Here is a 15,447-nt window from a genome sequence, read left to right on the forward strand (position 1 = left end):
ACAGATACAGTGGGACGGAAACTCTGTATTAAAGCTTCAAATTACCGTCTTTTAGATTATCACCCATAGGGATCACAGTGGAGGCTTACAGTTTTCAGCTTGCTGTTTTAGAGGTGTTGAGTTGTCACAAAGTTTGAGGAAAAAACTTCCCCTGTTAAACAGCTAAGGGCTTTACTCACTCTGTGGAGGGCAAAGGTGGTTCTTCTTTGATGCGCCGGATTGGTAAATTAGCAATCAACGCTGTTGCCCTTTGGTTACTCTCTAAGGAAAACTCCAACCCCTCGCCATCAATTTCCACGTAGCGAGAAACGACTTCCAGGATTTCTTGACGCATTGACTCAACCATCTTCGGGCTTAAATCAGATCTGTCGTGGGCAATTACTAGCTGCAGGCGGTTTTTGACTTGCTCACGAGTGTTGGTTGCACTAGTCCAGGGAAAAAGTCGTTCCAGAAGTTCGCTAATCATAGGGCTTGGGGGGTTGGGGTATCTTCACGATCAGGTTAGGAAATCTCGAATTTCAATTGTTGGGTCTTGGTTGGCATTATTTAGCAATTCTTAAATAACAAGCCTCACCCCTAAAGAGGCCAAATAGAGAGGGTAAAACTTAACCTCTGAACAAACGACGGATGCGGTTTAGCAGATTATCGTGTTCTGCCATCAAATCTAGGAAGGGTACTTTCTCACCTTCTAGACGTCTGGCGATATTATTGACTGCGATTCCTGGTATGGAGAGTTTTTCTTCCAATACCAGAGGTTCACCCCGGTTAGTAGAAACAAGAATCCGCTCGTCGTCGGGTATCACGCCAATCAGAGGGATAGCAAGAATTTCTTGAACATCTTGGACAGACATCATCTGGTCTGCTTGCACCATTGCTGGTTTAAGGCGGTTAACAATTAACCTGAGGCGCTTGATACCTTGGGCTTCGAGTAACCCGACAACTCTGTCAGCATCTCGCACCGCAGCAATTTCTGGTGTCGTTACAATTAAGGCTTCCGAGGCAGCAACAATTGCATTACGGAAACCCATTTCAATCCCGGCGGGGCTATCAACCAAAATATATTGGTATTTTTGAGCTAATACGGTGACTAGCTTTTTCATCTGGAGGGGGCTAACTGCTTCTTTAGTGCGACTTTGGGCAGCAGGTAGTAGTACTAATCCTTCTTGGCGCTTGTCTTTTACCAATGCTTGGTCTAGACGGCACTGACCAGCCATCACCTCGATTGCTGTGTAGACTACCCGATTTTCTAGACCCAAGAGTAAGTCTAAATTTCTTAGACCAAAATCCGCATCTACCAAGGCAACTCTGCGACCCAATTTAGCCAGGGCCATTCCTAAATTAGCGGTAACGGTAGTTTTACCCACCCCACCTTTACCGGAGGTGACAACTATAATGCGACTCATTGATTCAACATGGAAAAGTGGGTCTTAGCAAAATCGGTGGCTTTGGCAATGCGAATCCCTTCTGGTGTCACATAAGCCACTTCAGGATGGTACTCAGATAGTGGCTTTCCTGGGGCCCTAGCTACGGCATCAGCAATTCGTAGCTGTGTTGGTTCCATTTGTAGCGCCATAATCCGACCTTCTCGGTTGCCATTAGCACCAGCATGAGCAACCCCTCGTAGACGACCCCAGACGAAGATATCTCCTGCGGCAATTAAACTGCCTCCTGGATTTAAGTCTCCTAGTATAACAATAGTGCCGGGGTGACGGATTTCAACACCATTACGAACTGTTATTTGTAAGTAAAGGGGTTCTGCTAATGACTCGGCAGGTTCTGAAGGCTTGGGATGGAGAGGATAATCAGGAGATTGCTGTTCTACTGAGTAACCACCAGTAGCAGCCGCAACAGCAGTCTGTCTGCGACTAGTATGGATTCGTGCTAGCTGCAACTCGACCTCAGACAAAGCCTCAGCTATTGCCTGTAACTTCTGTACGTCCAACAATTGGTCTTGAGCCAGGAGATGCACAGCCGCCTTTGGTTGCCAAAAGCGCTCACCACCATTGAGGCGCTGCTTCAGCTGCTCCCAAAGGTCAGACCAAATGGCGGCACCGGGTAATTCCGATTCCGGTGGCAAAATCAACAGCAGCCGTTCCCCTTCACTTTTCAGGCGTACTTGTAAATTGCAATCTACTACCAATTCACTGGGGGAGACAGTGGAAACTTCGGATTGTTGGTCAGAATCAGAACTCATGTAAAAACAGGCTCATCGTCGGCCAACCGACTAACTAAACGACATAATCGTACCTTAAGAGCATTCCTCGTGGTGAACTCCCTCAACTAATTCGTAATAAGTAATTCCTAATTTGTCATGGAATCTGGTAAGCTCCTAAATTCCTGATTACGAATTAGCTTGAATCTGGCTCAATCGCTGATAAACAGTTACTAACGCCTTGGCATCTCCTACGTTGCCGGGGAAGAGTACCACGGGCAAATTGGGAAACTGGGGATGGTCAGCAGGAGTCCGCACCACAGAGCATCCGGGGATAATTTGACCTAGTAGCCGTGCTGATCTTAAGGCAAGACCACTACTCAAAACATCGTTAGAGGTAATCCCTCCCTTGCTAATCAAAAACCCCAGATTAGCTGGCAACCCCCGCACCATATCCATTAGTAAAGCTGAAACTGCTGCGCCAAACTCCAGTCGCGTTTGCCTGTTATCAAATACCATTTCCTGGCGGCTGGTGTAGATTACTGGAGTTTTATTAGCGGCGTGAGCCTCCTGAACGAGTTCTAGAGTTTTGCTCAAGAGGGCTCCTCGTTGCGCTGCTGACTCATCTAGTAGATCAACTACTTCTACTTCTATACCAATAATTCCCGGCTCTTGCAGCAGTTGCTCCAACTGTTGCGTTGTTTTTTTGACATGGGAACCGACAACTACCACCCCAGGTTTTCCCTGCCGTACATACTGAGCCATTTCTGCTGCTGCCACTGGCTGGGGACCAAGATTGGCAAAGGAGGTTAAGATACTGGCAGCAGAGCGAAACAAAAAGCGTTTGCCCTGTGCCGCAGTTGCCAGGACATCTGCCGCGAATTTGTCTAAGTCTGCTTGGGTTTCTCCATCGACAACGCCGCACTGGTTATCGCTAAGCTGCCGAAGACGTTCCAAACTACCTTGGCGGATGTCAGAGAGTACAAAGCGTTCTACAGAACTCGCCTGAATGCGACCTTGAGTTTTCTCTGCTACATAATCTGGTAAATAGCTGTGATGATAGCCAAAAACAGAGTCACGAGCAAACTCGGTTTCATGCACTGGTGTCGGAGTGCCGTCAATCATCAGGTAATGTATGCTATCGCGGGTTACTCTTCCCCCTTCAAAAAAGGCGGGGACTAGAAAATGGGCGTCAAAAGGCCCAACTTCTGCGGCAATTACGTCTGTTTCTACTGGGTAATGTCCCCGCAGAGTAGAGTCAGAACGACTAACAACCAGAAAATCTTCTATTCCCTCGGCTTCGATGGCGATTTTGAGATTGTGGCAGGCTTCTCTGGTAACTGCTGCAGCTTGCTCTGGTGTGAGAGCTCTGGTATTTGTTAGTACGAAAAAAATTGGTGAGTCATCTTTGAGACCTAACTTTAAAGTCTCAATATCCCAGTGCATTAGCAGCAGGCAACTGTGAACTGTCTGAGAACCTGTGGGGTCATCATCCAAGACAATAATTTTGGGTTTGGTAGTCATTTTAACTCTGTCGGTCTGGTTGCACCCGGTAATGATTTATTGCGGTCTTATGTGAGTTCTAAACTAGGACTAGGGGACTAGGAGGAGTCTTCGTATCTCACTTAGTTTGGCTAGTGTTGCTTTCGCATCTTATCTAGTATTGCCTTAGTTATTTGTCAATAGTAAGGAAACCGTGTCTTAACTAAATTGAGAGAGCTAGCTGTTCAGTTTCTGGGCTTTTACACACCTTATTACAAAAGCCAGATTTTTGATACTGCTGTAGGTCTTCCAGTATCTTTTTTGCTAAGATTTCTGCTAATTTCACAGGTACAGCATTGCCAACCATTTTGTAGCCGTTAGCTATCTTGTGGTACTTGAAAATAAAATTATCGGGAAAAGTCTGGATTCTGGCGCACTCTCTCACAGACAATCTGCGGTATGGCTGAGGTGAATCAGGGTCAAATTTCCATTTATCTGGTTCGACAAAAATCATTTTATTGGCTTGGGGGTGCAGTGGGGCGTGTCTACCTCCAGCTTGAATTGTAAAAGATGGCTCACTCCAATTTCTTACCCGATTTCTTGACAGATAAATACTGGAAAAACCACCCATTAAATATTCGTGGTTATATACTTGCTTTTCTTTTTTAACTGACAAGATATTATCTTCTATACTGACAGAATTTTCTACTGACATAGGTTCTAACGAACTTAAGTCGTAGATAGCATCTTGCAAATTGAGGGTTTTAGGCCTGCGCTTAGGAAAATTGAAGCAACCACCCAAGTCTTGTTGATAACCAACAATAATTACTCTTTTTCTGTCTTGAGGAACACTGAAATGATGAGCATTTAGTAATTGATAAGCAATTTTATATCCTGCTTCTTCAAATTGCTTGAGAATATTAGCAAAAGCTTGTCTGTGTTTTTTTGCTAAGATACCGCTGACATTTTCTGCTAGAAAAAATCGAGGTCGTTTATCCTTAAGAATCCTGATATATTCATGGAACAATTGACCTCTGCTGTCATTAATTCCTCGACCCGCACCTGCTTCACTCCAACTTTGGCAAGGTGGTCCCCCAATTATACCAATACAATCGGGCATTTCGGAAGATGGAATAGTTCTTAAATCTCTTCTGTCTAATTTTGTCTCTGGATGGTTGAATTCGTAAGTTGACCAAATCGATTTATCGTATTCATTTGCCCAGACAATATTAAAGCCAGCTTGGCGAAAGCCCAAGTCTAAACCACCACAGCCAGAAAATAGAGATAGGACATTCATGTTTACTAAATCAATTACCTCAAAACTTATAGTTTATAACTATAGCAGAAAGAAGTTGCACCGGATTGTTAGGATGTTTAATCTCAACTTCGTTGATTTTGAAATTAGTAGCTGATATCGATTCAACTTGATTCCTTTCTTGTGCTGAAAAAGACAAGTACTTGCTTTTACTCATAATGACTATTAATTGAAAATTAATATTTTCGCAAACTTGTAAATTTAAATAATCAAAAACTGATAGAGGGTTTGCTATTCCCCACATTCCCCTAATTCTCAGATAAGTTAGGCTTAACGGGTCTACTTTATTTACTCTACCCAGTTCTTTTGTCTTAGAAAATTCTACGCCTGGTATTTCATTAATACCGCTACCTATGTTGTCTTTAATCCTTTCGTAAATTTCTCTATCCGCAGCATAACAATCACCATAGATGAGCCAAAGCAGTTTAAGTCTTTTGAGCGGTACTACTCCAATCGCATAAACAATGTCCTTCTCTTGCCAGTTCTCACAGTTACGACAACTGCTCGTAATCAGGGGACTATCGGAAAATAATTTAGACTTGGGATAAGAACTGTTTAAAGCAATGCCAGCACGAAATGACTCTATTTTCTTAACTTCTATAGCATCACCATTTTTCAACATTAAATCAGGGGGATTGTTTGCATTGCCACTATAGGAAAAAACTTCGGAATATCTCAATAATTTTCTTTGCTGATCACTTTCAGTAACTGTATCAGCGAAAACATCTTTAATAAAGCATTCTAAAACATCTCCTACCTGATTAATTCTATTACTGCCTTTGTAATAACTAACCAAATCAGATATAGGGTTATCGACAATTGTCTTTATCGCTCTTAGAATATTAGCCATAATTCAATGCAAATGAGTTTTTGGCGATGATTCTTGAGAACATCGCTCTTGGGGACTATTGGCTTCACTAGTGTCAGTGATACAGTAATAACTTGGTTACGCTGTTAAGTGATCACTTTGCCTTATTTAGAAGTTATCAGAATAACTTTTGTATCTATAAGAAGATAAAGTCTTAACCGGGTTGTAACTGATTAATTATATAGCTACGAAAAACGCTGAGTTTGTAACCGCTTCATTTCCTCTTGCACATCCACAACAATCTGTAAAGCTTCATTAAGCAACCGTCCATGTTCACTTGCTTGGTCATTTACTTGCAATGCTGTCAAAGCCATCAAATTACTGTCAAATAAGTCAGAATTAAACTTTATAAAACTCTCATTCTCTCTGAGAATTCGCTCAGTCTTTAAAGCACGAATAATATCCTCTCTAGTCAGCCGGAGAGCGTGAATAACCTTTGTGCGGTTGTTCAAACTTACTTCAGGGTTACCTACGGCTTCTATTTGATCGTTAATGTCGATTGCTCGGATTACAGAATTGTAACGCTCGACATCTTGGAATAATCTAATGAGATTGCGGCGTTTTTTGCTTAAATAAATCTTAATACAATCATCTAATAATAAGCTAACAGCAGCAACTGCATGAATAGCCAAGAATACTAACAAATGTTGAGGAAATATTTGAACAAACACAAAGCAACTGAGACCAATCAACAGAATTATCAGAAATGTTTTAGTAATCTCAGCCGAAAACTTGCGGAGAGTCGGCGGTTTATAAACAGCATCAGTACTCACGCCGCTACAGTGCTTTATTTCTCCCTTAGTGATTTCGAGATCCTGTAAATCAGGTTGCATTGCACTACACTTGCATAAATGTGCTAAGCCTTAAGTTGAGATGACTCCCGTAACTGGAAGTCAAGAGTTTACCCTTAGTGGGTAATAATAGCTCTAAACTCCAGTATAAATCCTTACAAAAATAGCTGTATTTGGGCAGTACAGTCAGGCAGACGCAAACTTATCTACTATAGCGTTTTCAGGCAAAGGTAATGCAACTAGCTTCAGGAGTCCATCAATAGATGATTGCAATCAACTCAATCGAAAATTGCGATAGAACCTAGACTATTGCAGGCAAGCATTTTCTTCTTTCGTAAAGAATTAAGTAAATTTCAACCTATAGGCAAAATTCAAGTTTCTTTAGTAGACACAAGTTTATTACATCTAAGGATAACCTTTGATATCTAAAACGCGGTCGCTAAATTTAGCTGAAACGCTATGACTCTAAGTAATCTTTTCAAATTCCGGTAAAGATTGCCATTCTGCTACATATTTTAGTTCTAAACCTCGCTCAAATATCTCATCTACAGGGAGCATCTGACCGTCAATTGTCATAAATTTATGGTCTTTTGTTGCTCGAATACTTGAACCATCTTCTAAGATATATTCAAATACCTCTTGTTCTCCACGCTCATGCCATTGGGCAATTGGTTGTGTATAAACGTATCCATTACTATCGATGCTGTAGACAGTACATTTAATCTGTTGCTCGACAATTTTACCAATAGGCAAAGAACCGTATTCAACAGTTAATATCTCTGTGTCATAACTCAAGCAATATTCAGCAAATAGTACCATTTGCTCAAATAATTCTTCAGCTAATCTTTTGGGTATACCATTCTTTGCTGATCCATCGATAAAAGTTTCTCGATGTTTTTGCATCTCAGAAACTTTTTTCTTACCCATAGCCCGCCTTAATAAATCAGCTTGACCTAAAGAATAACCTGCTAAATCTTGCGCCATACGCATGATTTGCTCTTGATATACCAGGATGCCATAAGTCTCTTGGAGAATTGGTTCTAGTAATTGGTGTTCGTACCGTATTTTTTGACGGTCGTGCTTACGTTCAATAAACTTAGGTATCAAACCAGCATCTAAAGGGCCTGGTCGATATAGCGCCAAAATTGAAGAAATATCTTCAATACTAGAGGGCTTGAGTTCCTTAACAATCTGGCGCATCCCGGAAGATTCTAACTGAAAAACTCCTTCTAACTCTCCTTGTTCTAACAGTCCGTAGGTTCCTTTAATATCATCGGGTATTTTCTTGACTGTTCCTTTTGCTAAAATCTGGAAAGCTTTTCTTTCCTCAATAGGGAGCTGATCTAAATCTAGTTCAATGTTTTGGTTTTGCTTAATTAATTCCGCAGTTTTTTGGATAGTAGTTAGATTTTTCAGCCCCAGAAAATCCATTTTCAACAGTCCCAGCGACTCCAGATCTTCCATAAAATACTGAGTAATCACAGAACCATCATTATTTACCTGCAAAGGCACAATTTCGTCCAAAGGTTCTGCTGAAATTACTACACCAGCAGCATGAACTCCAAAAGTTTTATTAGTACCCTCAATCCGTATTGCCATATCTAACCAATGGCGGACTTTGGGGTCTTTATCATAAGCTTCTTTAAATTCTGGGGATGGCGTCTTCTCAGAAATCATCACAGAGAGTTTGGTTGGCTTACCCCGTACCACAGGAATAAGCTTAGCCATTTTGTCAGATTCACCGTAGGGAATATTTAACACCCTAGCAACATCTTTTAAGACAGCTTTAGAAGTGAGACGGTTAAAAGTAATAATCTGTGCCACCCGTTCTTTGCCATATTTATCGGTGACATACTCAATCACTTCATCGCGTCTTTCAATACAGAAATCGGTGTCAATATCCGGCATCGATTTCCGTTCTGGATTTAAGAATCGCTCAAAGAGTAGCCCATGATGAACTGGATCAATATTAGTAATTTTCAAGGCGTAAGCGACCAGAGAACCAGCCGCCGAACCTCTACCAGGTCCAACAGGAATACTTTGATCTCTAGCATATTTAATGTAGTCCCAAACTACTAAAAAGTAGGTAGAGAACCCCATCTGTTGCATCATTTTTAGCTCATACTCTAAGCGCTCTTTATACGTAGAGTCAATTTCGCTACGAGAGTGGCACTTTAAGCGTGCCATTAGTCCTTTCCAGGTAACTTCCTCCAGATAAGTATCAGCAGTATGACCACTGGGAACAGGATAATTGGGAATACGAGGTTCTCCCAAAATATCGTAAGGCTTGATTTTGTCTGCCACTTCTAAAGTGGTAGCGATCGCTTCTTGAATTACTTCAGACGGTAGATGATCTCGGAACAGTTGCGCCATTTCTTCAGCAGATTTGAGATATTCCGTACCGCTATAGCGCATCCGTTTATCTTCAACAATTAGCTTGCCAGTTTGAATACAAAGCAAGGCGTCGTGAGCCTCAACATCGTAGCAGGATGTATAGTGAGAGTCGTTAGTAGCGATAATTTCAATCCCTAACTCACGAGCAATTTTAACAATTTCAACGTTAACAACACGGTCTTCCATCGAACCGTGGTCTTGAATTTCTAGATAGTAATCTTCACCAAAAACTTCTTGGTACCACCGGGCAACTTCACGAGCCAGTGCTGTGTCGCCTTTGAGGATTGCTTGAGGAACTTCTCCCCCCAAGCAGGCACTAGTAACAATTAAACCTTCGTGGTACTGCTTAAGCAGTTCTTTATTAATACAAGGACGAGAAAAAATGCCTTTCCCCTGAACTCCTTTGAGGTGAGAAATTGTGGTTAACTTGACTAAATTTTTGTAGCCTAGGGTATTTTTTGCTAAAACAACTTGGTGATATTTGCGGTAACGACCCTTATGCTCAATATCACCATTGATGACATACATTTCGTTACCGATAATCGGCTTGATGCCTTTACCACGGCAGACTTTAATGAGTTCGATCGCACCATACATCACACCATGATCCGTCAGTGCGATCGCAGGCATTCCCAACTCAAGGGCTCGATCCACCAGGGCTGGTAGCTGAGAGGCACCATCAAGTAAGCTGTAATCGCTATGAATGTGTAGACCAACAAAAGACATAGGGCCTCAGGACAAAAGCGTCGGTAGCAGAGAGTAATCATTTTACCTATGCCTGCGCCAAGTAGAGACACAGATCACTTTTGTATTGGACAAGAAGAATACAGAAGTTCAGAAGTACTCCATTCTGAACTCCTTTCCAGGATGATCAGCAAGAACTGCTATAGTTCAAAGAAAAATACTGGAGCCAGGAAACACTTCTCCCTCAACGACAGGTGGCACTAAAAATACTCCAGCAGCACGCACAGTTAACAAGCGATCCATACCTGGTAATTGATTATCTGGATCTCCACCAAAGTTAGTACGACCAAGCCATGTGGATTGAGTCAGCATGCGACGTAAACGTTCAGGAGTATCTTGGAAACTGACAAAATTTAACCCGGCCCGAAAGCCTGGTGAACTGTCTATCGGTTCCAAAAACTCATACCCCTGTCGGAAAACGCGCAGTGAGTTGCGATCGCTTACTGGCCCTATGTGCATATTTGCCCTCTGGACATGGCTTTGGCGCAAAACTGGCTCAATGACACTTAGAGGTTCACGGAACTGTCCATTGCTATTACCTTCCTCAGCCTCAGAAACCTCTCTAGTACCAGCAAAGGGACAACCTGTATTAACCATAGGCTGACCTTGACTATCCAGAGATACTAAAGGACAACCAGATAATTTATCCCTACCCACCAAAAGTTCCTGTTGCTGACGGTTAAGTTTGCCCCAAGCCGTCAAGTCTACTCCCAGCCGGAGGAAAGCTAAATAGGTGCCGCCTTCAGTCCAGCTATCCTGATTCGGCTTGATGGCAATTACCCTTTCTCGCTCCTCACTCCTCAGATTAGAGAGACCATCATGAAAATCAATCCAGCTACGACCATCATCTCGCTGAAATCCGCTGTAGAAGCTGGTCAACATTAAGGGTACACTGCCAGTTTCTGGATCTGTAAGATCTTGCAGAAATTTCCAAGTTTCCACAACCGCACGATTAACAGCCAGTTGAGTTTCTGCAATAAATTGAACAGCAATCTCCTCAGTAGCCGGATTAAGGCGCACATCATCAGCGTAAATCAAGCCCGATGGTCCCAGAAGACGACCTCCTCCTGTTGGCAAGGGTGAGCGAAACTGGTTTTTACTACCAAGTTCACTAGGCAGCAATCGCTTAGCCTCCGGGAGTTGGAACACATTAGGGCCATATCCCACCAGCACCGTCAGTTCTCCACTAGGGAGGGGATGTCCAGGTAAATCCCCAACGTTGCCGCCTTTGAGTTGCTGATACATTTCCCATAGCTTGAGAAACGACTCCCCTACTTGAGGAGCACTAAAACCATCTTGGACGCGCAGAAACAGGATATTAAAAAACTTTCCGGGTCTAACTTGAGGAGCGTGATAAATACCTTCTTGTAGTGTAGGTGCCATTGGCTGCTTTATCCCTTGCGTCCCATGGTGCGCGGAGCGACACGAATCATCTGCTGAGCGTCGTCATAGGCTTGTTTTAGTGTCCTAATCTGACCGCAAACAGCAGCTTCACGGCATTGGATAGGTTGATCACTAGCGTTGAGGACAACATACTCCTCCTCTGCAACCGGAGTCGGTTCTCCCACCAACACCAAAGGCCCAACTTCCATTTGTTGCACTACCTGAAAGCCACCTGTGAGAGATTGCTGGCTGCTACCAACATCAACCATAATCTCATCCAAAAAGACTGGCTCATTATCAGCAGGACCAAATTCCAGCCGCTGATACATCCCCTCTTCTTGACCTCGACTTAAACGCACCCAGGAGTCTGGAATCAGATCATCTTGATAGAGAAACGCGCTCTTGGTGAAGGATTTGATGTACATTCCCAAGGGGTTAGCAAAGGCAACAACTCGACCATTAAAAGCCGCACCGTAAGCACCCAAAGCCGCTGCTGGATCGGCATGGCGACAAGCTAAGTGCTCAACCCCAAATTCTCGGAAGAGTTGTTCCCTCGTGGCTCGTTCCAGACTACTAGCCGCGCTACTGGCGTAGGGTCTAGCTCCAAACATGACAATATAAAGTAAGTCATCTAGCCCGTTGATTGGGTGGGTCATAAATAGGGCATTTTCCCTGTTCAGCCTTCCTCTGGGTTGAGCTGGAACTCCCTGTACTGCCAGTTGGTTATCATTGCCGTGACCAGCAACTAGGGTAGAAAAATTGATTTCCCTCTGCTTTTCGGTCAGCTTAAATGGGTCACTGACTCCGTAAAGATCTTCCCAACTAGGCTGAAATCCCAGAATGTTTTGGGTCATCTCGCGTACTTTAGTGGGGTCATGTATCGCCATACAAACCCAGTATTCTCGCAGTTCAGTGGTTACCTGAATTCTTTTAGGTCGCAGACGACCTGTAGCATCAAGCCGCTCGATTATATGATATTCACAGTATTCATTGTGCAACTCGTGCCGACCTCTAACATCCCAGTCTGATAGCTGCTGTGCTACTTGTTCCCCAATACAGAAGTTTGGCTCTGCTGGATCACCAAACCACTGAATGGGTGCTGGAATCGGATTGGTCACAGTTGCCGGGTCAATAGTAAAAAAGCGGCTTCCCCACTCAGGTTCTAAGCTCTCATAACCAGATTGGATGGTTTCGTTCCATTTCTCAAGAAGATGGGTACTAAGCTGGTCAGCATGACCTGGACTGTCGTAGTTCATAAGGTTTTCTGGTTCTTTGTGCGACTAACTGTCTATGAGATACTTAGTCTTAACCAGATATTCCGTAATCATTTTTTGAAAGTTCAATATTCTTTACACACTGCTAAATTAACAACTTTGCGACTAAGAGAAGTGAAGATTCTTGTAAATAGAGCAGGAACGACCGCGATTAGTCACAAAAAATGGTTAATTTAAAATAGAAAATTGAGATAGAATTGCTAGACTAATTAACAATAAGTACCAAAAATTAAGCTTAAATAGATTTTAAGGAGTTACAAAAGTGGTGAAAATTATCGGTCGCAAATCATTAGGTAGTCAACCAGTCTACGACATTGGTCTAGAGCGCGACCATAACTTTATTTTGACCAATGGTAAGGTGGCTTCTAATTGCTTTAATAAATCCCACTCAACTGCTTATGGTTATGTAACTTATCAAACTGCTTATCTTAAAGCTAATTATCCCGTTGAGTATATGGCAGCGTTACTAACTGCTAGTAGTGGCAACACTGACAAAGTGCAGAAATATCTTGCCACTTGTGCCAGCATGGGTATTGAGATAGAGCAACCAGATATTAACTATTCTGAGATTGATTTTACCCCAGCATCGGGCAAAATTTTGTTTGGTCTATCGGCCGTCAGAAATTTAGGAGAAGGAGCAATTGAATGTATTTTAAAGGTCAGGCAAACTGGTGGAAGTTTTAAGGCTTTAGCCGATTTATGCGATCGCGTTGATTTGCGGGCAGTTAACCGCCGTGCTTTGGAAGCTTTAATTTACTGTGGTGCTCTAGATAGTGTCGAACCAAATCGCCAACAACTGACTAAAGATTTAGAAGTAGTTATACCTTGGGCGCAAGATCGTGCTAAAGATCGAGAAAGCGGTCAAATAAATATTTTCGATATTCTAGGAGCAACAACACCAGATCAAGACAGTAGTAATAATGCTTGGGAATCTGCACCCAAGGCTTCTGCCGTATCTGATTTTTCACCCCAAGAAAAGTTGCGTTTAGAAAAAGAACTATTGGGTTTTTATGTATCTGATCACCCTTTAAAGTCCGTGCATCAAGTTACTAAACTTTTGTCTCCCATTAATCTTAATGAGTTAGCGGAGCAAGGTTCAAGGAAAACTCTCAGCGCCATTGTTATGCTGACTGAGGTAAAACCTCACCTCACCAAAGCCGCAGGTGAACGCATGGCATTTGTACAAATGGAAGACTTAACTGGTCAAGCAGAGGGAATTGTCTTCCCCAAAACTTATCAGCGCATCAGTTCGTTAATCCAAAAAGATGCCCGTTTAATTATTTGGGGAAAGGCAGATCAGCGAGATGATCAAACCCAACTAATTATTGAAGATGCCGAGCCGATTGAAGGTCTACAAATGATTATTGTAGAATTAACGCCACAGCGAATGAGTAAAGGGGAATTAACTAACCTCAGAACAATTTTACAAGAACATTCAGGACAAAAAAATCAGGCAAAAGTACCTGTACTAGCAAAGGTGGCAGGAACCAATATTGGTCAATTAGTTCGCTTTGACTCTAAATATTGGGTGCAAGATTATCGAGAGGTGATTAATGCTCTCAATTCTGCTGGTTTCCCTGCTCATCCTTCTTCGCTAGTTGATAATTAGTTGTTTGGCTAGAGACTATTTACTTGGGTTTGTCTTGACTGTCTGCACATCTAAAATATTTCCCGCACCGTAGGAATCAATATCCACTGCTTCAGAGCCACCACTGGCGAGTAAACTAAGCATTGAGCCGAGTTGTACCCAGATGAGCAATGCTGTGGGCAGCACCACGACAACAGCACCAATATAGGCAAGCCAGGAGGGAAGACCAAATACCGAGAAACAGGCTCCCATAAATAAAGTTATAAAAATGCACATTCCCGCATAAGCAATGCTGCTGTTCAGTGTTTGGTAATTGATTTGTGGTTGCGAGTCGCGATTGTTATTCCATTTGGCAACCTGGTATTCCAACATATCTTTGAAAATCAACCCAAAAGCGATCGCAAAAAAGTTAGTCACCATGATCAGGGTATATACAGGAGGATTGACAAAGGGTTCAGGATTCATAACTGATTAGTCAAAGTAAATATTTGTAAAGTATTGTATCAGTTACAGTCGGAATTGCTTCGTTTTGCCAAATCAAGGCATGATTACCCTAAAACCTCAAAAGTAACAAAGAAGCCTTATCCTTTCTCTTGCGACGCAGCCTGACGCTGAACAATTGCCTGTCGGAAGCCCAGCACTACAAAAATATTAGATAGCGTCAAGAAAAACTCAGCGCTTCCATGTAACCAATCAACGTTGGCTAAAGATTCCCCATAAGCCATCTTGGCGTAAATTCCGGCGGGAATGGTAACAGCCACAAAAACCAAGAGTAAGTAAAATCCAATTAATGCTAAACGCGGTGTTTGTCCAGAACGAGTAATAAACCACAAAAATCCCAGGTAGGGAAATAGAGAAAGGGCAAATAATGTATCTTTGAGCATCATAATTACTGACCTCGCATCGGCAAATTTATCAAGAAAAATAAACAATCTTCAGGGTAAAACCAATTGTCTTAATAACCTCAAACAGGAGTTAGGACTCTTAACCAATTGAGTAGATATTGATAATCTTGAATCGTAAAAACCTAACCTATATTTGAAAATGGCTGAGTCAGAGTAGAACTTGATCTTGTTCCTTTGATGAGGGCACAGTTTTGTCTGTCTCACTTGCAGCCGTCTGGCGGGTCAAACGCCAAATCCACCAAGCAGCAGCACAAAGAGTAAAATTACCCACAACCGTCATTGCCGCCTGGAGAGTGACAAGCCACTCTAAAGCTTCAGAATTATCAAAGAAGTGCCAAGTACAAGCACACATCGCACTCACCAGCGCCGGTAACATAGCAAAAGATAAAGCCCACCAACGGCGATTGCCAGTGGTTTCACCATAAGTCCAAATTAGCCAAATAGCAGCAATCCACTCGATGACACTAGAGACGTGAATAATCCAAGTGGGAATTGAAAGAGCGTGCATGGGGATAGAAGAGTAATGGGTGGAAGCAAGAGAGTTGGAAGTA

At 42.6% G+C, this 15,447-nt stretch carries 14 protein-coding genes; 1 reads left to right on the plus strand and 13 read right to left on the minus strand.

Annotation, left to right across the window (positions count from 1 at the left end; genetic code table 11):
- Positions 1-175 precede the first annotated feature (175 nt).
- The 10 genes from minE to ACT7WV_RS16985 form a co-directional block, all read right to left on the minus strand.
- Entirely contained in the window at positions 176-466 is a 291-nt protein-coding gene (minE, locus tag ACT7WV_RS16940) for a cell division topological specificity factor MinE (protein WP_445104001.1), read from the minus strand.
- Positions 467-605: 139 nt separating this feature from the next.
- Complete coding sequence (minD, locus tag ACT7WV_RS16945; protein ID WP_445104002.1) at positions 606-1,403, minus strand: septum site-determining protein MinD; 798 nt, start codon at positions 1,401-1,403, stop codon at positions 606-608.
- Positions 1,400-2,194, minus strand: a complete 795-nt coding sequence (minC, locus tag ACT7WV_RS16950; RefSeq protein WP_445104003.1) for a septum site-determining protein MinC — start codon at positions 2,192-2,194, stop codon at positions 1,400-1,402. The genes minD and minC overlap by 4 nt, the downstream gene beginning before the upstream one ends.
- A gap of 147 nt (positions 2,195-2,341) precedes the next feature.
- Positions 2,342-3,676, minus strand: a complete 1,335-nt coding sequence (locus ACT7WV_RS16955) for a four-carbon acid sugar kinase family protein (protein WP_445104004.1) — start codon at positions 3,674-3,676, stop codon at positions 2,342-2,344.
- Positions 3,677-3,857: 181 nt separating this feature from the next.
- Positions 3,858-4,931 carry a DNA cytosine methyltransferase gene (locus ACT7WV_RS16960; protein ID WP_445104005.1) on the minus strand — a complete coding sequence of 358 codons (1,074 nt, stop codon included), beginning with the start codon at positions 4,929-4,931 and terminating at the stop codon, positions 3,858-3,860.
- A gap of 19 nt (positions 4,932-4,950) precedes the next feature.
- The gene (locus ACT7WV_RS16965; RefSeq protein WP_445104006.1) at positions 4,951-5,799 is read right to left on the minus strand and encodes an NgoPII family restriction endonuclease; all 849 of its coding nucleotides are present in this window, start codon (positions 5,797-5,799) and stop codon (positions 4,951-4,953) included.
- Positions 5,800-6,002: 203 nt separating this feature from the next.
- The gene (locus ACT7WV_RS16970) at positions 6,003-6,650 is read right to left on the minus strand and encodes a hypothetical protein (protein WP_445104007.1); all 648 of its coding nucleotides are present in this window, start codon (positions 6,648-6,650) and stop codon (positions 6,003-6,005) included.
- A 423-nt stretch (positions 6,651-7,073) separates the two neighbouring features.
- A complete protein-coding gene (locus tag ACT7WV_RS16975; protein ID WP_445104008.1) occupies positions 7,074-9,728 on the minus strand; it encodes a DNA polymerase III subunit alpha in 2,655 nt (884 codons plus the stop codon).
- Positions 9,729-9,893: 165 nt separating this feature from the next.
- Positions 9,894-11,129, minus strand: coding sequence for a Dyp-type peroxidase (locus ACT7WV_RS16980; protein ID WP_445104009.1), 1,236 nt, complete (start codon positions 11,127-11,129; stop codon positions 9,894-9,896).
- 8 nt (positions 11,130-11,137) lie between these two features.
- On the minus strand, positions 11,138-12,385 hold the full coding sequence (locus tag ACT7WV_RS16985) for a hypothetical protein (protein WP_445104010.1): 1,248 nt from the start codon (positions 12,383-12,385) through the stop codon (positions 11,138-11,140).
- A gap of 280 nt (positions 12,386-12,665) precedes the next feature.
- Here ACT7WV_RS16985 and ACT7WV_RS16990 point away from each other — a divergent pair, with 280 nt between their 5' ends.
- On the plus strand, positions 12,666-14,012 hold the full coding sequence (locus tag ACT7WV_RS16990) for a helix-hairpin-helix domain-containing protein (protein WP_445104011.1): 1,347 nt from the start codon (positions 12,666-12,668) through the stop codon (positions 14,010-14,012).
- Between the two features lie 15 nt (positions 14,013-14,027).
- Here the strand turns inward: ACT7WV_RS16990 and ACT7WV_RS16995 are convergent, their stop codons facing one another.
- From ACT7WV_RS16995 to ACT7WV_RS17005, 3 genes are all read right to left on the minus strand, one after another.
- Positions 14,028-14,456: a hypothetical protein gene (locus tag ACT7WV_RS16995; protein WP_445104012.1), complete on the minus strand. Its 429-nt coding sequence runs from the start codon at positions 14,454-14,456 to the stop codon at positions 14,028-14,030.
- 116 nt (positions 14,457-14,572) lie between these two features.
- Positions 14,573-14,878, minus strand: a complete 306-nt coding sequence (locus tag ACT7WV_RS17000) for a DUF3593 domain-containing protein (protein ID WP_445105677.1) — start codon at positions 14,876-14,878, stop codon at positions 14,573-14,575.
- Between the two features lie 166 nt (positions 14,879-15,044).
- Positions 15,045-15,404, minus strand: a complete 360-nt coding sequence (locus tag ACT7WV_RS17005; protein WP_445104013.1) for a DUF2499 domain-containing protein — start codon at positions 15,402-15,404, stop codon at positions 15,045-15,047.
- Positions 15,405-15,447 lie beyond the last annotated feature (43 nt).

Source organism: Symploca atlantica LB2515 (genome assembly GCF_052546295.1).